At 73.8% G+C, this 22,430-nt stretch carries 7 protein-coding genes, 1 tRNA gene and 1 pseudogene; 2 read left to right on the forward strand and 7 right to left on the reverse strand.

The features are described 5' to 3' along the window. Window positions 1–74 precede the first annotated feature (74 nt). The 6 genes and pseudogenes from OEIGOIKO_RS42285 to OEIGOIKO_RS06025 form a co-directional block, all read right to left on the reverse strand. On the reverse strand, window positions 75–9,335 hold the full coding sequence (locus OEIGOIKO_RS42285; protein WP_125052509.1) for a non-ribosomal peptide synthetase: 9,261 nt from the start codon (window positions 9,333–9,335) through the stop codon (window positions 75–77). 116 nt (window positions 9,336–9,451) lie between these two features. Beyond that, window positions 9,452–11,536 carry an ABC transporter ATP-binding protein gene (locus OEIGOIKO_RS06005; RefSeq protein ID WP_218039979.1) on the reverse strand — a complete coding sequence of 695 codons (2,085 nt, stop codon included), beginning with the start codon at window positions 11,534–11,536 and terminating at the stop codon, window positions 9,452–9,454. A gap of 465 nt (window positions 11,537–12,001) precedes the next feature. Then, window positions 12,002–12,997, reverse strand: a complete 996-nt coding sequence (locus tag OEIGOIKO_RS06010) for a ParB N-terminal domain-containing protein (RefSeq protein ID WP_246177229.1) — start codon at window positions 12,995–12,997, stop codon at window positions 12,002–12,004. A 436-nt stretch (window positions 12,998–13,433) separates the two neighbouring features. Further along, window positions 13,434–13,919 (reverse strand): annotated as a pseudogene (locus OEIGOIKO_RS06015) (winged helix-turn-helix domain-containing protein); the annotation flags it as partial. 261 nt (window positions 13,920–14,180) lie between these two features. Further along, entirely contained in the window at window positions 14,181–15,230 is a 1,050-nt protein-coding gene (gene aroF, locus OEIGOIKO_RS06020; RefSeq protein WP_125052513.1) for a 3-deoxy-7-phosphoheptulonate synthase, read from the reverse strand. Between the two features lie 434 nt (window positions 15,231–15,664). After that, window positions 15,665–18,550 (reverse strand): helix-turn-helix transcriptional regulator, encoded by a 2,886-nt coding sequence (locus OEIGOIKO_RS06025; RefSeq protein WP_125052515.1) that lies wholly within the window; start codon window positions 18,548–18,550, stop codon window positions 15,665–15,667. A 599-nt stretch (window positions 18,551–19,149) separates the two neighbouring features. Here OEIGOIKO_RS06025 and OEIGOIKO_RS06030 point away from each other — a divergent pair. Then, window positions 19,150–19,839: a hypothetical protein gene (locus OEIGOIKO_RS06030; protein WP_125052517.1), complete on the forward strand. Its 690-nt coding sequence runs from the start codon at window positions 19,150–19,152 to the stop codon at window positions 19,837–19,839. A gap of 503 nt (window positions 19,840–20,342) precedes the next feature. Here the strand turns inward: OEIGOIKO_RS06030 and OEIGOIKO_RS06040 are convergent. Further along, a tRNA-Leu gene (locus OEIGOIKO_RS06040) sits at window positions 20,343–20,427 on the reverse strand. Window positions 20,428–20,706: 279 nt separating this feature from the next. On the opposite strand from OEIGOIKO_RS06040, the gene OEIGOIKO_RS06045 reads away from it, so the two are divergent. Further along, entirely contained in the window at window positions 20,707–22,422 is a 1,716-nt protein-coding gene (locus OEIGOIKO_RS06045) for a thiamine pyrophosphate-binding protein (RefSeq protein ID WP_125052519.1), read from the forward strand. The last annotated feature ends 8 nt before the right edge of the window (window positions 22,423–22,430 follow it).

A 22,430-nucleotide genomic window follows, 5' to 3' on the forward strand; every position in this document is an offset into this window, starting at 1 on the left:
CGGGGACAGCGGCCACACCTCGGCGAGTGCCGAGCCCTTGCCGGATGCCGGTCCCGTGGCGGGTGTTGAGGTCTTCACAGCGACAGTCCCCCTTCGAGCCGTGCCGCGATCGCTTCGAACTCCTCGACCTCGTCCTGGCCGAGGTCCAGGAGCGGGAAGTCGGAGGGTGTGTGGCCGCCCGCCTCGGGCGCGGCCGTGTGGGCGGCCAGGCCGCCGAGCAGGTCCTTCCAGAGGCCGCCCAGGCGGGCGACGGCCGCGTCGTCGAGGACGCCGGCCGGTCCGCCGACGGTGAGGGTCAGTGCGGGCCCTTCGGGCGTGTCGCGGATGACCGCGCCCGCCTCCAGGGCGTGCGGCGCCGGCATGTCCGGGTCGTCGGAGCCGCCCAGTGCGGTGCTGCCCGCCGCTTCCCACGGCCGGACGGTGCCCGTGGGGGCGCCCGCGGGGAACCGGCCGAGGTAGTTGAAGCCGATCTGCGGGGCCGGGAGAGCGGCCAGTACGGGACCGGTCTCCGGGTTCAGGTGGCGCAGCAGCCCGTGGCCGAGGCCGTCGCCGGGCACCGCGCGGGTCTGTTCCTTGACGGCCTTGAGCAGCGCTCCGGCCGCGGGCCCGCCCGCCATGACCTGGTGCGGGTCCACACCGGACAGGTCGAGGCGTATGGGGTGGACGCTGGTGAACCAGCCCACCGTCCGGGACAGGTCCGCCCCGGCGACCGGTTCCCGGCCGTGCCCCTCGATGTCCACCAGGATTCCGGCCGCCGCTTCCCCGTCCGGCCGGGCGCACGCGACCGCCGCGGCCAGCGCCGCGAGCAGCACCTCGTGCACACCGCAGTGGAAGACCGCGGGCGTCCGGGTGGCGAGGACCGCCGCCTGTTCCCGGGGCACCTGCCACTCACGGTGGCGCACGGTCGCCTGGGTGTCCGTGCCCGGGTCGAGGGCGCGGGCACCGAGCACCGGGTCGGGCCCGTCGAGCACGGCGGCCCAGTGCGGCAGTTCCGCCACCCGCCACGGCTGGGTCGCCTGCGCGGCCAGCAGTCCGGCCCACTGCCGGAACGCCGTACCGACGCGGTCGGGTTCCGGTGCGCGCCCGGCCGCCACCGCTTCGCAGGCGGCCCGCAGGTCCGGGAGCAGGATGCGCCAGGACACGCCGTCCACCGCGAGGTGGTGCACGGCCAGCACCAGCCGGCCGGTGCGGTGCGGTCCCGCGTCCAGCCAGACCGCCTGGACCAGGACGCCCGCGGCCGGGTCGAGCCGTCCGACCGCTTCTTTGGCGGCCCGTTCGGCGAGGCCGTCGAGGCCGGTGTCCGGTGCTCCGGCCACGTCCAGCCGGGTGACCAGCGCGTCGGCGTCCACCGAGCCCCGGCCGCCGACGGCCAGCACCGGTCCGTCCGGGCGCGGCACCACCCGGGCCCGCAGCATGGCGTGGGTGTCCAGTACGGCGGCCAGCCCGGCGGCCAGCACGTCCCGGCCCAGTCCGGCCGGGGCGCCCACGGTCATCCACTGCGCGAACCGGCCGCCGGTGATCCGCTCCCCGAGCAGCCGCATCACCGGGGTCCAGGGCACCTCGCCGACGCCCGCGCCCGCGGTGTCGGCACGGGGTCCTGACGCCACCGGCTCCGCCACCTCGGCCAGGCGTTCGGGGGTCTGCTCGTCGAAGACCTGACGAGAGGTCAGCAGCAGTCCGGCCCGGCGGGCCCGCGCCACCAGCTGGAGCGAGGTGATCGAGTCGCCGCCCAGCTCGAAGAAGCTGTCCTCGGCGCCGGCCCGGTCCAGGCCCAGGAGTTCGGCGAACAGGGCGCACAGCACCGTCTCGGCGGGGGTACGCGGCTCCCGTCCGGTGACCTGACCGGCGAAGTCGGGCGCGGGCAGCGCCGCGCGGTCCAGCTTCCCGTTCGGGGTCCTCGGCAGCTCGTCCAGGGCCACCACGGCCGCGGGCACCATGTAGTCCGGCAGTGTGCCGGCGACGTGCGTGCGGACGGACCGCTCGTCGAGGCCGGGCCCGGCGGGGACCGCGTAGCCGATCAGCCGGCGTTCGCCGGGGCGGTCCTCCCGGACCACCGCGACCGCCTCCGCCACCGCGGGGTGCGCGGCCAGCGCGGCCTCCACCTCGCCGAGTTCGACACGGAAGCCGCGCACCTTGACCTGGGCGTCCGCCCGCCCGGCGAAGACCAGTTCACCGTCGCCGGTCCAGCGGGCCAGGTCCCCGGTCCGGTACATCCTCCCCCAGCCTTCGGCCGGGGCGCCCATGCCGGGCGCGAACGGGTCCGCCACGAAGCGGGCCGCGCTCAGCCCCGCGCGCCCCAGGTAGCCGCGCGCCAGGTTCACCCCGGCCACGTACAGCTCGCCGACCACGCCCGGCGGCACCGGCTGGAGGAAGGCGTCCAGGACGTACGTACGGGTGTTGGTGATCGGGCGGCCGATCGCGGGCGTGCTGCCGGCGTCCAGCGGCGCGGTCACGGTGGAGGTGACGGTCGCCTCGGTGACGCCGTACTCGTTGAACAGTTCCCGCCCCGCGGACCAGCGGCGGCGTACCTCGTCGGTCATCGGCTCGCCGCCGGTGACCAGGACGCGCAGCCGGGACAGGCCGTCGGACGGAAGCTGGGGCAGGAACGCGGCGGGCAGCACCACGTGGGTGGCCTTGCGCTCGCGCAGCAGGTCGGCCAGGTCCTCGCCGAAGGACTCCTGCCCGGCCGGGGCCAGCACCAGCCGTCCGCCCGCGCACAGCACCGGCCAGATGTCCCCCATGGACACGTCGAAGCTGGGCGAGACGCGCTGGACGACTCGGCTGTCCGGGCCGATGCGGTAGCGCGCGACGCGGTCGGCGACGAGGTTGGCCAAGCCCCGGTGCGGGACCAGGACCCCCTTGGGGGTACCGGTCGATCCGGAGGTGTAGATCACGTACGCCGCGTGGTCGGCGTGCAGCGGCGCGGGCCGCTCGGCGTCGGACAGCGGGCCGCCCGCCCGGCGCGCCACCGCCGCGGCCACCGCGGGGTCGTCCAGGACGAGCGTGCCGCCGTGCGCCCCGTCCGGGACGGCGGCCCGGGTGCGCGTCGTGCACACCACGACGGCCGGTTCGGCGTCCCGCAGCACGAACGCGATGCGCTCGGCCGGGTATTCGGGGTCCACCGGTACGTAGACGCCGCCCGCCATCGCCACGGCCAGCACGGCGACGGCCATCGCCACCGACCGCTCGACGACGACCGCCACCCGGCACTCGGGCCCCACGCCGTGCGCGGTCAGGTGCCGGGCCAGCTGCCCGGCCTGGTGCTCCAGTTCGGCGTAGGTGAGCGCCTCGTGGCCGTCCTGCACCGCGACGGCACCGGGTGTGCGCGCGGCCTGGGCGCGGAACAGCTCGGGCATCGTCGCCACGGCCACCGGCGCGTCCGTACGGTTCCAGTCCGCCACGACCAGCGCGCGCTCGTCCGCGTCCAGGACACCGACCCGGCCCACCGGCACCGAGCAGTCCGCCATGAGCTGTTCGAAGACCCGTACCAGCCGTCCGACCAGCTTCCCGGCGATGTCCGCCGCCACCTGGTCGCGGCGGTGCGCCACGTGCACGCGCAGCCGCTCGCCCGGGATGACGCCCAGGGTCAGCGGGTAGTGGGTGGCCTCCCGGGTGCCCAGGACGGCGAAGGAGAGCGCGTCCGGGGAGCCGGGCGCGGCGATCGCGCGGGGATAGTTCTCGTGCACGACGAGCGTGTCGAAGACGGCACCGGGCCCGGCCAGCCGCTGGATCTCCGGCAGGCCCAGGTGCTGGTGGGCCACCAGCGCGGACTGGCGTTCCTGGAGGTCGCGCAGCAGCCCGAGCACCGGCTGCGCGGCGTCCAGGCGTACCCGTACCGGCACGGTGTTGATCAGCAGGCCGACCATGGACTCCATGCCGGGCAGCTCCGGCGGCCGGCCCGCGACGGTGGCGCCGAACACCACGTCGGTACGCCCTGCCAGCCGGGCCAGCACCAGGGCCCAGGCCCCCTGCATCACCGTGTTCACCGTCAGGCCGTGGCGGCGCGCCAGCGCGGCGAGGCCGCGGGTGGTCCGCTCGGGGATGTCGGTGATCACGTGCCCGGCGTCCACCGGGCCGTGGTCGGCCGCGCCCGGCGCGACGAGCGTCGGCTCGTCGGCACCGGTGAACTCGGCGGCCCAGGCGGCCCGTGCGGCGTCCCGGTCCTGGCGGGCACGCCAGGCGAGGTAGTCGCCGTAGGACGCGGCCGGGGCCAGGGCCGACGCGTCGCCGCCCGCAGCGTAGACCTCGGCCAGTTCGGCCAGCAGGACCGGCATGGACCAGCCGTCCATCAGGATGTGGTGGCTGATGACGACGAGCCGGTGCCGGTCCGGGCCGAGGCGGATCAGCAGCAGCCGCAGCAGGGGCGCCGTCGCCGTGTCGAAGCGGCGTTCCTGCTCCCGTGTGGCCAGTTCCTCGATGCCGGAGAGCGCGTCGGCCTCCGACAGGCCGGACAGGTCGATCTCCCGCCAGGGCAGGCGCACCTCACGGGACACGACCTGGACGGCCTCGCCCGACGCGCGCCGGTGGAAGCTCGCGCGGAGCGCGGCGTGCCGGTCCAGCAGCGCCTCCCAGGAGGCGCGCAGCCGGACGGCGTCCAGCGGTCCGGACAGCTCCAGCATCCACTGGGTCTCGTAGACGTCCGGGCCCTCCTCCTCGAAGGAGGACTGGAACAGCAGCCCTTCCTGGAGGGACGACAGGGGCCAGATGTCCGCCGGCCGCGGCACGGCGGCCTCCAGCTCCGCGACGCCTTCCTGGGTGAGGGCGAGCAGCGGGAAGTCGGAGGGCGTGTGGCCGCCCGCTCCCGGCCGGGCGGCGTGGGCGGCCAGCCCGCCCAGCATCTCCACCCAGCGGCGGCCGAGCCGCTGCGCCGCCGCGTCGGTCCGGCCGGGCTCGTCCCGGTGCCGCCAGGTGAGCGTGAGGGTCAGGGTGGGCCCGGCGACGGACGTACCGATCGCCGCGTCCGCCTCCAGGTCGTACGGGGACGGTCCGTCGCGGCCGGTCGCGACGGCTCCGGCGGTGACCTGTGCGCCGCCTCGCTCCGGGCGTCCCGAGCAGCCGAAGGCGATGCGGGGGGCGGCGGTCGCCTCGGAGGTGCGGTGCCCTGGCGGGCCGGACCCGTCGCCGTCGGGGGCCGAACGCACCTGTTCCTTGACCGACTTGAGCAGCGTCCCGGCCGCCGGGCCGCCCAGCAGAACCTCGCTCAGGGCGGTGGCGGACAGGTCTAGCCGTACGGGGTGCACGCGGGTGAACCGGCCCACCGTACGGGACAGGTCCAGCCCGTCCGGACCGTCGCGGCGCCCGTCCCGCTCGATGTCCAGCAGGACACCGGTACGGGCGTCCGCACGGCCTTCGTGCCCGTGGGCGACGGCCGCGGCCAGCGCGGTCAGCAGTACCTCGTCGGCGGTGCAGTGGAACACGGCGGGTGCCCGGTCCACCAGCGCCGCCGTCTGCTGCGGCGGCACGGTCCAGACCATGCGGCGCGCCGTTCCGGCGGGTTCCGCGTCCCGGTGCTCCTGCTTCGCCTGCGCGGCCGGCCGGGTCGCCCAGTGCCTGAAGGACGTGCCCACCGGGCCGAGCTCCGGCGTGCGGCCGGCGGCCGCGGCCTCGCACGCGGCCACGAAGTCCGGGACCAGGATGCGCCAGGACGCCGCGTCCGCCACCGTGTGGTGGACCGCGAGCACCAGGCGGCCGGGCTGCGCGGCACCCGCGTCCAGCCATGTCACCCGGAGGTTGGCCCCGGCCGAGGGGTCGAGCCGCGCCACCGCTTCGCGGGCCGCGCGTTCGGCGGCGGGGCCGAGGTCCGCCGCGGCCACGGTTTCCCGGGTGACCAGTGGCGCCGCGTCCACCGTGCCGCGGCCGGGCACCACCAGGCACGGCCCGGCGTCCCCGGTGGCGGCCCGTGCGCGCAGCACGGCGTGGGTGTCCAGAAGGGCGGCGACAGCGGCCCGCAGGGTGTCCGTCCGCAGACCGTCCGGGGCCGCCAGTACCGCCCAGCGCGCGAAGTTCCCGCCGCGCGCCGGACTCAAGGGCGCCCAGGGCACCTCGCCGGTCTCCGTGTCCGTGTCCGGCTGCCCGGCGGGCGGGGCGGGGGCCATCTGTGCCAGCCGCTCCGGGGTGCGCTCGTCGAAGACCTGGCGGGTGGTCAGCACCAGTCCGGCGCGGCGCGCCCGCGAGGCGAGCTGCACCGCCATGATCGAGTCGCCGCCCAGCTCGAAGAAGCTGTCCTCGGGCCCCACCCGTTCCCGGCCGAGCACCTGCGCGAACAGCGCGCACAGGGTCTCCTCGGCGGCGCCGCGCGGCTCCCGCGCCGAGCCGCTGCCGGTGAAGTCGGGTGCGGGCAGCGCCTGGTGGTCGACCTTGCCGTTCACGGTCAGCGGGAGCCCGTCCAGCGGGACGAACGCCGACGGCACCATGTACTCGGGCAGCCGCCCGCCCACGAACTCGCGCAGCGCCGCGAGCAGCGCGCCGGTGTCCCGGCCCGCCGCCGCGCTGCCGCCGGACTCCCCGGTGAGCAGGGCTTCCGGGGCGCTGCCCACGGCGGCCCGCTCACCGCCCGGCTCGGCGCGGAACGGCTGCTCGTCGCGCGGCGGCTGCCCGTCCCGCGGGCCGCCGTCGGACGCGGGCTGCGCCACGACGTACGCCACCAGCCGGCGTTCTCCCGGCCGGTCCTCGCGGGCCACCACCACCGCCTCGCCGACCGCCGGGTGCGCCGCCAGCGCCGCCTCGATCTCCCCGGGCTCGATACGGAAGCCACGCACCTTGACCTGGGCGTCCGCCCGCCCGACGAAGACCAGTTCCCCGTCGTCGGTCCAGCGCACCATGTCGCCGGTGCGGTACATGCGCTCGCCGGGGACGAAGGGGCTGGCGGTGAAGCGTTCCGCCGTCAGGCCGGGGCGGGAGAGGTAGCCGCGCGCCAGTCCCGTGCCGGCGATGCACAGTTCGCCTGTCACACCCGGCGGTACGGGCTGGAGGAACGCGTCCAGTACGTACACCTGGCGGTTGTCCAGCGGGCGGCCCACCGGCAGTACGGAGGGCACCGGGTCGCCGGGCCGCAGCCGGTGCCAGGTGGCGCACAGGGCGGCCTCGGTCGGCCCGTACAGATGCCGTACGGCCACCTCGGGGCAGGCTTCGCGCACCCGCGCCACGGCGGCGGGCGGCACCACGTCACCGCCGGTCAGCACCTCGCGCAACCCGGCGAAGCACTCCGGTGACTCCTCGGCCACCACCCGGAACGACCCCGCCGTCAGATGGACCGCCGTGACCCCCGCCGCCACGGCCGCACGGATCCGCGGGCCGTCCACCACGCCCTGCCCGTCCACCACCACACGCGCGCCGGACACCAGCGGCACCCACACCTCGAACAGCGAGGCGTCGAAGGCGTGCGGGGCGTGCATCAGCACGCCGTCACCCGGGCCGACGGACCAGTCGCGCTGCCCGACGAGCCCGGCGACGCTGCCGTGCGGCATCGACACGCCCTTGGGCACCCCGGTCGAGCCGGAGGTGTACATCACGTACGCCAGATCCTCGGGGCCCACCCGGACCGCGGGGTCCTGTGCCGGGCTCGCGGCCACGGCCGCCCGGGTCCGGGGATCGTCCAGCACCACGACGTCGCCGGGTCCGCCGGGCGGCACCGCGGCCCGGGTGCTCTCGGTGCACAGCACGGCCGCCGGTGCCGAGTCGGCCAGCATCACCGCCACCCGCTCCGCCGGGTACGCGGCGTCCACCGGCACGTACGCGGCGCCCGCCTTCCAGACGCCGAGCAGCGCCGCCAGCAGTCCGGCCGACCGTTCCATCAGTACGGCGACCCTGCTGCCGCGCGTCACGCCCCGGCTGATCAAGTACGTGGCCAGACGGCCCGCTTCCGCGTCCAACTCCGCGTAGGTCAGGGACCGTGCGTCGTCGGACACAGCTACGGAGCCGGGCAGGCGCGCTGCCTGGCGGGCGACCAGCTCCGGCACCGAGGTGCCCGGCCGCTCGGCACCCGTGGCGTTCCAGCCCTCCACGACGAGCCCGTGCTCCGGCGCGCCCAGCACCCCGAACCGCCCGACGGGCGTGTCCGGTTCGGCGGCCGCCTGTTCCAGCAGCCGGACGAAGGCCCGGTGTCCCGCCCCGGCCCACTCCTGGTCGTACAGCGCCGGGTCGGCTTCGAGGACGACGCTCGTCCCGGCGTCGTCCGGCAGCTCGCGCAGCACCACGGAGAACGCCTCGACGGGCCCGCCCGGCAGGTCGTGCAGGGTCCCCCGGGCCTCGCCGAACCGCAGGCCCGTGCCGTTCGCCGGGACGGCGACCGAGGGGCCGAAGTTGCGGCGGCCGCCCGGCCGTCCCAGTTCCGCGTGCAGGCGCTCACCGCGGTACCGCCGGTGCTCCAGCAGCCCGTCGATCTCCCGCTGCGCGGCACGGGCCAGCCCGGCGAGGCTGTCGCCGGGCCGGGCGGGCAGCCGCAGCGGCAGCACGTTGGCCGTCGCGCAGGGCGTCCGCCGGGCCTCGGGGCCCGTACGTCCGTCGACCGGGAAGCTCAGCAGCGCCTCGTCCGCCCCCGTCGTGCGGCACACGAAGGTGGCGACCGCGGCGACGACGAGCGCGCCGCGGCTCACCCCCGTACGGTCGGCGGCCGTCCGCAGCGCTTCCCGGCCCGCGACCGAGAGGCGTCCGGACGCGCGGGGGTGGGCGTCACGGCTCACCGACCGGTGGCCCGGCACGGTGGCCGGCTCCGGGCGGTCCGCGAAGTGCTCGTGCCAGTACCGGCGGTCGGCCTCGTGCTGCGGCGACTCGCGGTAGGCGTTCTCCTGTTCCCACAGCTCCCGCAGCGGGACGTGTCCGGGCGGGCAGTACGGCTCACCGCGCAGGGACGCGCTGTAGAGAGCGGCGACACGGCGGGCCAGCAGGGTGCTTCCGAAGTGGTCGACCAGGAGCTGGTGGTGGCGCTGGTACCAGACGTACCGGTCAGGGGCCAGCTGGAAGAGGATGTGCGCGCCGAGGTCCCCTTCGGTGGGGTCGGCCGGGTGCCGGCCGTCCGCGTGCATCAGCGCCTGCGCCGCCTCCCACGGTTCGTCCTCGTCGGTGAGGTCGACGTGCCGCAGCGCAATCTTGTCCCCTGCCGCCCGGATCACCTGCACCGGGCCCCCGCCGTCCTGCGTGAACCGCAGCCGGAGCGCCTCGGTCTCGGCTACGGCCTGCCGCAGCGCCTGCCGGAAGACGTCCGTGTCGAGCGGACCCAGGACATCGGCGTACTGCCTGATGTCGTACTGCCGGGGCGGGTTCTCCGCGCGCTGGGCCAGCCACGTCCCCTCCTGGCAAGCGGTCAGGGGCGCAGTGAACTGTGCCTGGCCTTCCATGTCTCCCCCTTTGACGGACAACCCGTTGCTCACTTCTGCCTGCCGCGCCACCGCGGCGGTCGCCCGCCGCGGTGGCGCGTCGTTCCCGTGCACGCGGCCGCCTGGCGGCCGTTCGGTCAGCGGCCGCCGGGGCCCGGCCCGTTGGTGTGCCACACTCCGCCGCCCGGGGCGCCGCCACCCGGGGCGCCGCCGTCGTCGGGCCCGGAGCCGTCGAAGAAGACCATGCCGCCCGGCATCATCTGCGGTGCGGCCTCCTGCGGACGGCGCTCCTCCTCGGCAGCGGGGCCGTCCGGCGCGGGCCCGCTGCCGTTGACGGCCTGCCGGGCGAACTGCGTGTGGTACAGCTCCGCGTAGAGCCCGCCGGCCGCCAGCAGCTCCTCGTGCGTGCCCCGCTCGCGGATGCCGCCCTCGTCGAAGACCAGGATCTGGTCGGCCTCCCGGATGGTGGACAGCCGGTGCGCGATGACGACGGAGGTACGGCCGTGCAGCGCCGTCTTCAGGGCCCGCTGGACGGCCGCCTCGGACTCCGAGTCCAGGTGCGCGGTCGCCTCGTCGAGGACCACGATCGAGGGGGCCTTGAGCAGCAGCCGGGCCAGCGCCAGGCGTTGCTTCTCGCCGCCGGAGAGCCGGTAGCCGCGGTCGCCCGCCACCGTGTCCAGGCCGCTGGGCAGCGCGCTGATGGTGTCCCAGATCTGCGCGGCCCGGCACGCCTCGATCAGTTCCTCCTCGGTGGCGCCGGGGCGGGCGTACTCCAGGTTGTTGCGGATGGTGTCGTGGAAGAGGTGGGCGTCCTGGGACACCACACCGACGGTTCGGCGGAGCGAGTCCAGGGTGACGTCGCGCAGGTCCTGCCCGGCGATGCGGACGCTGCCCGCCGACGGGTCGTACAGCCGCGACACCAGGTGCGTGGCGGTCGTCTTGCCCACGCCGGACGGGCCCACCAGCGCGGTGAGCTTGCCGGACGGCGCCGTGAAGCTGATGTCGCGCAGCACCTCGGGCGACTCCTGGGCCCGCTCGCCTGCGGGCAGCGCGTTCGACTCCAGGGACGCCAGGGAGACCTCGCTCGCCTTCGGGTAGCGGAAGGACACCCCGTCGAAGGTGATCTCGGGGGCGGCGCCGTCGTCCGGCGCGGGCAGGTCGGTGGCGTTCTCCCGCTCGGTGATCAGCGGCTTCAGGTCGAGCAGTTCGAAGATCCGGTCGAAGCTGACCATCGCGGTGTGCGCCTCGCCCTGGATGCTGGACAGCTGGGTGATCGGGCCGTACAGGCGGGCCAGCAGGGCGGCCAGTGCCACCAGCGTGCCGACCTGGAAGGTGCCGTCGACGACCATGGCGCCGCCGAGGCCGTAGACGAGCGCGGTGACCACGGCGGCCAGCAGCGTCATGATGATGACCGTCAGCCGGCTCAGCACCATCCAGGTGATACCGACCTTGCGCACCTTCTCCGCGCGCTCGGCGAACAGCCGCGCCTCCTCGCTCGGGCGGCCGAAGAGCTTGGAGAGCATCGCGCCCGCCACGTTGAAGCGCTCGCCGATGGTCGCGCCCATCTCGGCGTTCATCTGCATCTGTTCGCGGGAGTAGCGGGTCAGCCGCCGCCCGACCAGCGCGCCGGGGATCATGAAGATCGGCAGGATCACCAGCGCGACCAGGCTGACCAGCCACGACAGGTAGAACATGCTGCCGAGGACCAGCACCAGCGTGAACACGCTGGACAGCGAGCCCAGCAGGGTGCCCAGCGCGTGCTGCGCGCCCACCACGTCCGTGTTGAGCCGGCTGACCAGCGACCCGGTCTGGGTCCGGGTGAAGAAGGCCAGCGGCTGGCGCTGTACGTGGGTGAACGCCTGCACCCGCAGGTCGTAGCTGACGCCCTGGCTGATCCGGCCCGAGTACCAGCTCTGCGCCAGTTGCAGCCCCGCGTCGAGGAGCGCGAGCCCCGCGACGACGAGCGAGATGACCGTCAGCACCGTGGTGTCCTTCTGCAGGATGCCGACGTCGATGATCTCCTTGAGGAGCAGCGGGGTGGAGACGATGATGAGCGAGTCCAGCACGGTCAGCAGCACCAGCAGGACGCTCTCGCGGGAATGCGGTTTCGCATACGCGAGAATCCGGCGGAGCGTTCCCGGCCGGAGCCGCTGCGAAGCCGTGGAATTGCCCGGGTCGTCGTACGTCGCCAGCATGATGCCCGAGCCTTGTCCGGCAAACATATCAGCGGAAACCTCCTGGGTCGGGATTCCTGTTTCCTGATTCCTGGTTCCTGGTCGTACGGCCGGACCGCAGGGAAAAGGCGGCGCCCCGAGGGGTGCCTGATCCGTCATGTTCGGCGGGCTTTCACGAAGGCCGGCTCACCGGATGCGGTGACCGGAATACTGCCCTGCCGCCGTGCGCCATTTCGACGATACCCATGTCAACTTCCGCCGGCCAGGCCGATGGGCCCGGGGCGGCTCCGGGGTTTTCTCGCCCGGCCACGGAAAAGGTGAAAGTGCAGCACCGGTCCACGGCACACCGGTGCACCGGATAATTCACGGCGCCGGGTGCCGGGCGGCCCGGCGGGCGGCGTTTTCGCGGGCGCCCGCCGGTACCGACCGTATCGCGCATTTCCATCGGGTGCGGCCGGCCCGATATCCGTCCAACCGGCCGCGTTCCTCACTTGGACATGGTGCGGCCGCCTGTCAGACGGCCTCGGCGACATTGCGCTCGGCCCGCTGGGCGAAGTCCGCCCAGATGTCCGCGCATTCCCGGGCCAGTTGCGCGATGATGCCGCTGCAGTGCGGAGGAATGTTTGCCATGATGTCGTCCCACTCCTCCGCGCTGATCGTGTGAATGCTCAGCAGCCGCAGCAGCGTCCGCCCGGTCTCGCTGAACCGCAGGGCCGGGTCGACCTTGAGGCGGCGTACCACCACCGTCCGGTCCTGGACGGGCATCCGCACCGGCACCGCGCCGTCGCCGCCGTCCCCCGCGTCGGCGGACCCGGCGGGCAGCTGCTCCTGCGGTGCCCTGGCCGGCCGGCCCCGCCCCTTCAGGAGCGGTTCCTCGCCCCGGCGCAGCCGGTTGCGGACGTCGCGCGCCGTCTCGGGCGAGATCCCGGACGCCCGCGCGATCTGCCGCAGCGACAGACCCGGATTCTCGGCGATGAGGTTGCCGGCGAGCCGGCGGCCCTCGGCCCCGTTGAGCGGCCGGAAGCGGCCGTCCTGGCCGATCCTGCCGCGCCCCGCGGCGGCCGCGCCCGCCACCCGCCGGCGGATCTCCGCGACGGTGCCCGGCGCGATGCCGGTGACCGAGGCGATCATCCGGTCCGACCACAACGGGTGCGAACGGATGATGCGTTCGGCCGCGTTCTTGCGGTCTGCCATGGACAGCGGAAGGCCGTGCGTGATGTTCGACTCGACGGCGAGGACGAAGGCGTCCGCCTCGTCACCGTCGAAAAACCTCACCGCGATCTTGTCGTCGCCGCGCCGCTCCGCGGCGCGCAGTCGGTGGACGCCGTCGATGACCCGCATCGTCGCGCGGTGCGCGATGATGGGCGGCAGCGGTGCCTGTGCCACCGTCAGCATCTCCACATGTTCGATGTCTTCCCCGGATATGCGCGGAGAACCGGCCACCGAGAGAGAATTGATCTCCACCTCGACGACCGTCTGCATATCCAGGTGCGCCTGCCCAGGTTCCACTCCAGGCTCCTCGCGTTGTGATTCCCCCGTGCGCAAGCTCGCGCCGACGCACCCTAACGTCGTACGGCAGGCCCTTGCTTCGGTGATGCCGGCCTGAGTAGGACATCACCGGGCCGTTCAGGTGTGTAGAACCCACCCCCGCTTCTCGACCGGTTACAACTCCCGGCGGGGGAGGAAGGTTCCCGAACCACAGAAAACGTCCCACGCAAAGCGGAACGCACAGGCAAACAAACCATCTTCCCCCATTCAGATACATACTCTAACAGTGCCTTTATCTACGGGGCACCCCTACCTGAAGTGCCTGAACCCGCGATGTCGCATTCCCCCGGGCACCGGAACCGGGCCTTTCGGCTCCCGTTCCCGGCCACCGTCCGCGGCTCCCGCTCCCCGCCACCGGGACCCCGGCGCCCGGCGGCGCCGGTCAGCCGGTCCGCGTCCCCCGCCGGGAGCGCCCGCCGCGCCCGTCCTCCGCCCGCGTCCAGCCGCCGGGCTCCCGCCCTGCCCCGCCGGCCACCGGCGCCACGTACGTCCACCCGTGGCGGCGCATCAGCTTGCGTACGCCCTGCACCGTGTACGTGACCCGGAAGCGCCGCACGATCACGGCCTGGATGCGCTCCAGCGTCCAGCGGTCGCCGGACCAGCCGTAGGCCGCGGGCCCCCGGGCGAGTTCTGCCTCCAGCCGGCGGAACTGGGCCGGGCTCAGCCGCGGCCGGGACGCCGGCCCCTTCGAGTCCAGCGCCCGCTCCCCCGCCTGCTGCCAGGCCCGGCGCCACCGCTGCACCGACCGCACGCTCACCCGCAGCTCCCGGGCGATCACCGCGTTGGTCTCGCCCCGCGCGAACCGCTCGACCGCCTTCAGCCGCAGCCGCTCGCGGAACTCCCGCCGCTCGGCGGTCAGTCCGCCGCCCTGTGCGTATCGCATCTCTCCGACATACCCCACCCTGCGCGACGCGTCGGCCTCCGGCGACATCACGGGTTCAGCACCGGTACCCCTATCGCGGGCGGCGCCGTGCACCGGGGAACACCGGCCCCCGGACGCCCCACCCGTCCGTCCGCCGGCGCGGAAATTGGCCTGTACCAAGCGGCCGGACGGTGGGTCGTGTGCGCTTTCGTCCGGCCGCCCGTCGGGGTACCCCTACCGGCGGTGCGCACCCCGCCGGGAGGAGCCGGGGTCCCTGGAATCTCAGGAGACGGCGGCCGCGGCCTGTGGCACCGGCTGGGTGAGGGTCCGGCCCATCAGCGGCGACAGGATCGTGGCCGTACTGGCGATCTCCCGCATGTCGGCCTCCAGCAGAGCCTGGTCACCGTCGCACCGCGCCGTCTCCGGCGCCGGATGGACATCGATCATGACGCCGTCCGCGCCGACCGCCAGCGCCGCCCGCATCAGCGGCAGGACCAGTTCCCGGCGGCCGCCCGAGTGCGACGGGTCCACGATCACCGGCAGGTGCGACAGCCGCTGGACCACCGGCACCGCGCTGATGTCCAGCGTGTTGCGGGTCCGCGTCTCGAACGTACGGATGCCGCGCTCGCACAGCACGATGTCCAGGTTGCCGCGCTGCGCGATGTACTCGGCGGCCATCAGCCACTCGTCGATGGTCGCGCCGAACCCGCGCTTGAGCAGCACGGGTTTGCCCGCCGAGCCCACCGCCTGGAGCAGTGCGAAGTTCTGCATGTTGCGGGTGCCGACCTGGAGCATGTCCGCGTAGGAGGCGACCAGTTCGACGCTGCCCGGGTCGATGACCTCGGTGACCACCGGCAGCCCGGTCTCGGCCCGCACGTCGGCGAGGATGCGCAGCCCGGTCTCGCCCAGCCCCTGGTAGGCGTACGGCGAGGTGCGCGGCTTGTACGCGCCGCCGCGCAGCAGGGCGGCCCCGGCGGCCTGTGCCATCCGCGCCGCGGCGAGCGTCTGCTCGGCGGACTCCACCGCGCACGGTCCCGCGATGACGGACAGGGTGTCGGGCCCGATCGGCACACCGCCGACCCGCACCACCGAGCGGGCGGGGTGGTGCTCCCGGCTGACCAGCTTGTGCGGCACGGAGATCCGTACGACGTCGAGGACGCCCCTGCGGCTGCGCAGGTTGAGCGCCTCGAACTCGTCCACGTCCCCGACGAGTCCGACGATCGTCCGGGTCACCCCCCGGCTGACGAAGGCGTCACCACCCGCCGAGCGCACCAGGCCGACGACGGCGTCGACATCCTCCTGCGTGGCCCCGGGGGCCATCACCACCACCATGAGGGGTTCCTCCCGTTGAGTGGCCGGCACCGGCCGGCCGGATGTGGTTGGACGAGACACCGGCGCACGCCCGCACCGCCGCGCGCCGGACCGGGTGCCGGGGCCCGTACGGACCGTCCGGCCGCGGCGCCGCGGCCCCGGACGCCTCCGGAAGCGGCCCCGGTACGCACCCGCCCGCCAACTCCGGTCGAGCCGCCAGGCGGCATCAACTCCCCTGCTTTTCAACGGAGTTCGCGGATTCTTGTATCACCGTCAATCATTCCACACGCCCGCGCCGGACTGTCCAACCGCGCAACATCCACCGCGGCACCGCACGCCCGTCCCGCGCTCCGGCTTGCCCCTGGCTCCCGCCCGTCCCCGCACCCGCCCGTCCCGCACTCCGGCCTGTTCCCGCTCCCGCCTGCCCCGCTCCCGCCCGTCCCTCCCCCTTCCTCCTACCCGGCACGCAGGCAGTCCCGCCGGGCGCCGTCCCCGCACCCGTCGAGGCCGGTGTCCTCCACGGTGTCCGGCTCCAGCCGCGTCGCCAGGTCGGTACGGCGCTGCACGCCCAGCTTCCGGTATGCCCGGGTCAGGTGCTGCTCCACGGTGCTGATCGTGATGAACAGCGCCGCGGCGATCTGCCGGTTGGTGTAGCCACGGGCGGCGAGCGTCGCGACCCGCAGCTCCGCGCCGCTCAGCTCGGCGGGCGGCCGTCCGGCGCAGCCCGCCCCGGACCGCTCGGGCGGGCAGGCGCTCGCCGCGCCGACCGGCGACGCCTTCAGGACGGGCGCCTTGATGCCGCACTCCCGCATCAGCTGCTGCGCCTTGCGCGCCGCGATCCGGGCCCGGCTGTCGTCGTTCACGTCCCAGTAGCTGTACGACAGTTCCGCCATCGCGTACGCCAGCTCCAGCCGGTGCCCGCCACGCTGGAGGAGGTCCATCGCCTCCCCCAGGAGCCGCGGCCGGTCCGCGTGCTCGGCCAGCGACGCCAGCACCCGCAGCGCCACGCCCCGCGTCCACAGCGGGCGGTGCCCGGTACGGACCAGCTCCTCCTCCAGCAGGTCCCGCGCGCGGCGGTCGTCCCCCAGCGCGACATGGACCTGCGCGGCGTCGGTCCGCCACGGCACCAGCCCGGACAGGTCGAGCCGCCACCGGGCCATCAGATCACCGCAGCGGTGGAAGTCCTCCAGCGCGGCGTACGGCCGGCCGGCGGCGAGCTGGTAGTGGCCGCGGGCCCAGAGGTACAGCAGCCCGGCGGGCGTCCGGAACGCCGCGTCGGGCACCGGGACCTTCAGGTGGGCCACCGCCTCGTCCAGCCGGCCCGTGGCGGCCTTCGTGTACAGCAGCGCGGCGACCGGGGCGGCCACGGCCGCCCCCCACCCTTCGGGCGGGACGACGGTGAGCGCGGTGTGCGCCGACTCCTCCGCCGCTGCCAGCTCGCCGAGTCTGATCTCGATGAACGCCTTGGCCGAGGCGAACAGCGACTGCCACATGGGCGTGCGGTGCTCCCGCGCCTCCGCGAGCAGGATCTCGCACCAGCGGGCCGCCTCCGGCAGCCCGTCGGCGACGATGAGCGCGACCAGCGCCGCCAGTCCCGCCGCCGGAGTACGGTCCTCCGGCCGGGTCTCCTGGAGAATCCGCTCCGCGCGCCCGGTCACGTCGCCGGTCACCCGCTGGTCCAGTACGGAGGCCATCAGTGCGAGCGCGCGCTGCTGGGTGTCCTGCTCGGGCGTCAGGCCGGGGGTCCGGGCACCCGCCGCCGTACCGCGGTACGGGCCCGCGGCCACCTCGGCGCGGTACTTCCCCGCAAGCCCCGGATACCCGTAAGCGAACCAGAACCGCACCGACTCCAGCCCCACCCCCGCACCGTCCTCCTCCCCGCCCTCCTCCTCCCCGTCCTTCTCCTCCACGATCCGCAACACCTCCAAAGCATCGTCCGCCCTGCCGAACCACAGCAGATGGCCGACCAGCTCCTTCATGGCGCGCGTGGTGAGCCGCCCGGCCGGTGCCGCGTCGGTGAGCGCCGACAAGTGCCGTACGGCGGCGGACGGGTCGACCCGCCACCCGGCCCGTACCAGGGCGAGCCTGACCTCCAGCAGCTGCTGCTCGTCCGCACAGCTGTCCCTGGCCACGCGCAGGCAGTCCAGCGCGGTGCCCACCTCGTCGCGGGCCAGCGCCGCCTCCGCCGCCTCCAGCAGCACGGGCAGCGCCCACGGCGCGTCCACGGTCTCCGCGGCGACGAGGTGGCGGGCCAGTGCGGTCGCCGGCGCACCGCGCTCGTACAGCACCTGGGCGACGCGGGCCTCCAGGCGCGCGCTGCGCGGCGGCTCCGCCCGCCGCAGCACCGCCGTCCGCCCCGCCTCGTGCCGGAACCGGCCGTCGGCGAGCAGCCCCATGTCGTGCAGGGAGCGCAGGGCGCGTTCGCCGGCCTGGCGGGACACCCCGAGCAGTTCGGCGGGCCCGCCGTGCGCGGCCCGCTCCCCGAGCACCGCCAGCAGCCACGCCGTACGCCGCGTGACGTCGTCGCTGCGACTCAGGCACTGCGCCACGGCGCGCTCGTACGCCTCTCCGGGCACCGGCCCGGCGCCCCCGGCCCGCTCCGCGTCCGCGTAGTCGTCCAGCAGCGCCTCCATCAGCAGCGGGCTGCCGCCGCTCAGCCGGTGGAATTCCGGAACGGGCGGCGCCGAACGCCGCCCTTTCTGCCCGGCGGCCAGCATGGCGACGACACCGTCCCGCGGCAACGGACCGACGTGCAGGAATCGGCACGCCGGACCGCGCAGCAATTCCCGCCGCGCCGGACTGTCCTCCCACGCCGTGCCACTGCTTTCCCCGAGAACCACCAGAATCCTGCTGACGGCCAGCCGCCGCACCACATACAGCACACATTCCAGCGAATAGGCGTCGACCTGATGGACATCGTCGATACACACGACGACCGGCCGCTTCCTGGCCTGGGCGAACAGAATGCCGCACACCCGGGGAACGACGTTCACGGCGACTTCCGCGGGAATGGCCCCCGCGGCCGCCCGCACCGGCGCGCCACCGCCCCCGGCCGGCGGCGGCAGCCACACCACCGGCTCCGCGCCCGCGCCGGCCAGCTCCGCGGTACGCAGCAGCTGCCCCGCCGCGCGCAGCGGCACCTCCCTCTCCGCCGCGGCCGCCGTGGCCTGCAGCCACAGGGCCCCGGTGGGCGCGGCCCGCTCCTGGAAGGCGCGCAGCAGGGCCGTCTTGCCACTGCCCACCGCGCCACCGACCACCACCGCTCCGCCACGCCCGGCCGCGCAGGCGTCGAGCAGGCCCTCCAGGACGGAGAGCTCCGTGTCCCGCTCCACCAACTTCATGAGCCGGTTCACCCCCGTATCCGGACTCGCGTTGTTCAGTTGGACGGATATCCAGCCGCAACCGACCCTTCGGCTCCCACGGTCACAGGAAATCCACACCGGCCGCTTATCCCGGCCTCCGGAACGGTCACCGCCCGCGTCCGCACCCCGGCGCCGACCGCCCCGCCTAACATGTTCCGCATTACCTCAACATTACCCCGGACCGGCCCTCCGACCAGGCCGCACCGGAAAGTATTTCAGGAGTCCACCATTCCCCTCCGGCGCCCTCCCCGCGACCTCCCCCAAAACCCTCACTACCCGTAACGAAAAGCCCCGGAAAGCTCTCCGGGCCCCACCCCAGCAGCTACCCCGAAACCCTCCTTGCCCGAGCACACCTCTCACCCCGCCGTCCCCGGACACGCCACCAGCGCCGACCACCTCCGCAGCCTCAGTCACCTCGCGGCGGGCCCGGCCTCCGGAGTGACGCGACGATCCCCCGCGACAGACAAGGCGGACCGCAGCGGCTCCGAGCCCGGACAGATCGGAGTTGTCGCGAAACACCCCAGAACTGGCAGCCTGAGTGGCAGACTTGATCTCTGACGGCCTAAGGAGATCAAGGCATGACAACAGACGCCCACGACAGACCGGTTCCGGCAGCAGAGTTACGTGGGCAGCGAGTCCTCGACCTCCTGGATCAAGCAATCGGCGGCCAGAGCCCCCTGGTGCGCAAGAACGTCGCCCGGGCCCGCCAACGGAACCCGGAAGCGACACCGGCGCAGGTGATCCGTAATCTGGAGCGGATGTACGTCAGCGCCCTGACCGGGACCGGTGCCGCGATCGGCGGAACTGCGGCCGCCCCCGGCATCGGTACGGGAGTCGCACTGGCACTGTCGGCAGGCGAGGCCCTGTCGTCTCTCGAACTGACCGCCCTCTTCGCCCTCTCGATCGCCGAAGTCCACGGCGTCCCCATCGACATGATCGAGCGCCGCCGGACGATCGTGCTGGGCATCATGCTCGGCGGGACCGGCTCCACCACCATCACCGCGGTCGCCGAGCGGACGGGACAGCACTGGGGACGTCACGTCGTCACCAAAGTGCCGGTCGAGACGTTGCGGCAGATCAACAAGATCCTGGGCAGGAACTTCGTCACGAAGTACGGGACCAAGCAGGGCATCATCGTTCTCGGCCGAGTGGCACCGTTCGGTATCGGCGCCGCGATCGGCGGTGGCGCCAATGCCGCCCTGGCCGCCCTGACCGTACGGGCCGCCCGTCGCGCCTTCGGCCCACCTCCGACGTCGTGGCCTGCCTGACGAGCAGCGCATTCGGAGGGGGACGTGAACGACAGTAGGTTCAGCCGCACGTGTTTGCAGTGCCGCAGGTTCATCAAGGTCGACCAGGGCGACCTCGTAATCACCCATGACAGGCCGCTGAGCCATCCCCCCTGCCACGCCTCCGGTCAGCTCGCCACGCTGGTGGTAAATGGTTCGGCTGCTGGCTCCCGGCGCACACGATGTGGGAGCACGAGCGGAAACTCACGGGCTGGGCCGGAAGCGATCGATCGTTGCGCTGGGACGGCCGCGAGGGCTGCTGGACGATGGCGGGGTCGGCCGCACCGCACACCCACCAGCACCTTCGAACGAGGCTGACCAAAAGACGAGAGGCACAGCACCTGGACCGCCACCGCCTCGTCCCCTCATCGAGCCGGTCGCAAGGTTCAAGGCCCCAGAAACGACGAAATACCGGTGAGTCACATGACTCGACCGATAGTTCGTGCACGCTTCGAGACGTTCTTGTGAACGTGCCGAAGCTCTTGTGTCCGAGGGGGGACTTGAACCCCCACGCCCGATAAAGGGCACTAGCACCTCAAGCTAGCGCGTCTGCCATTCCGCCACCCGGACCAGGTGTGGTCTTCGCGGGGTGTTCCCCGCGGCGACATGGACAACAATACCAAGGTTTTGGAGTGGGTTTCACCTGCGTATGCGCGTGGGGACATAACCGAGGGTTATGGGTCATACCAGGGCATCCCCTGTTCGATCCGGTGGCCGGAACGGTGCGGTCGGCCCTGGACAGCGGCGGCCCGATGCGGGATACAGGCTCCATACAGTATTCGTCGACTGTATGCGATCTACCGCAAGCCGCAGCCACGGCCACAGCCCTCGAAGGGAAGCGATGCCCCCATGCCCGACGAAGCCCCTGACCTCGCCCCGGACACCACCCCCCACGACCTCGTCTCCGGCGGCCACCTCGTCGCCAAAGCGCTCAAGGCGGAGGGAGTGGACGTCGTCTACACCCTCTGTGGCGGCCACATCATCGACATCTACGACGGCTGCGCGGACGAGGGCATCGACGTGGTCGACGTCCGGCACGAGCAGGTCGCCGCGCACGCGGCCGACGCCCATGCCCGGATCACCGGGCGGCCGGGGTGCGCGGTCGTCACCGCGGGTCCCGGCACGACGGACGCCGTGACCGGTGTGGCCAACGCCTTGCGTGCCGAGTCACCGATGCTGCTGATCGGCGGGCAGGGCGCGCGCGGCCAGCACAAGATGGGGTCGCTCCAGGATCTGCCGCACGTCGAGATGATGACGCCGATCACGAAGTTCGCGGCCACCGTGCCGGACACGGCACGGGTGGCCGACATGGTCTCGATGGCGTTCCGCGAGTGCTTCCACGGCGCGCCCGGACCCGCCTTTCTGGAGATACCCCGGGACGTGCTGGACGCGAAGGTGCCGCGGGACACGGCGCGGGTGCCCCGGGCCGGGCACTACCGTGCCTCGACCCGTTCGGCAGGCGATCCGGAGGCCGTCGAGAAGCTGGCCGACCTGCTCGTACGGTCCGAGCGGCCGGCGATCCTGTACGGCAGCCAGGTGTGGACGACGCGCGGTACGGACGCGGCGGCCGGTCTCGTACGGGCCCTGAACGTCCCCGCGTACCTGAACGGCGCGGGCCGCGGCACCCTGCCGCCCGGCGACCCGCACCACTTCCAGCTCTCCCGCCGCCACGCCTTCGCCCGCGCCGACCTGATCGTGATCGTCGGCACCCCCTTCGACTTCCGGATGGGATACGGGCGGCGGCTGTCCCCCGCCGCGACCGTCGTGCAGATCGATCTGGACTACCGCACGGTCGGCCGGAACCGGGACGTCGACCTGGGGATCGTGGGCGACGCGGGGATGGTGCTGGCCGCTGCCGCGCAGGCCGCTTCGGGCCGGGTGGACGCGAGTGCGGGCGCCGGGCGGCGCAAGGAGTGGATCGAGGAGCTGCGGGCCGTCGAGGAGGCCGCGCTGGCCAAGCGGCTGCCGTTGCTCCGCTCGGACGCCGCGCCCATCCACCCGTACCGCCTGGTCAGCGAGATCAACGACTTCCTGACCGAGGACTCGCTCTACATCGGGGACGGCGGCGACATCGTCACCTTCTCCGGTCAGGTGGTGCAGCCGAAGGCGCCGGGCCGCTGGATGGACCCGGGGCCGCTGGGGACGCTCGGCGTCGGCGTGCCGTTCGTGCTGGCGGCGAAGAAGGCGCGGCCGGAGACGGAGGTGGTGGCGCTCTTCGGGGACGGCGCGTTCTCGCTGACCGGCTGGGACTTCGAGACGCTGGTCCGCTTCGGCCTGCCGTTCGTGGGGATCGTCGGCAACAACTCCTCGATGAACCAGATCCGTTACGGCCAGCGCGCCAAGTACGGCGCGGCACGCGAGCGGCTCGGCAACACGCTGGGCGACGTGCCGTACGACGCGTTCGCGCGGATGCTCGGCGGGCACGGCGAGGAGGTCCGCGACCCCGCGCAGATCCGGCCGGCGCTGGAGCGCGCCCGGCAGTCCGGCAAGCCGTCGCTGGTCAACGTCTGGATCGATCCGGACGCGTACGCCCCCGGCACCGTCAACCAGACCATGTACAAGTGAGGAGCCGC

Origin of the sequence: Streptomyces paromomycinus (assembly GCF_003865155.1) — a bacterium.
GTDB lineage: Bacteria > Actinomycetota > Actinomycetes > Streptomycetales > Streptomycetaceae > Streptomyces > Streptomyces chrestomyceticus.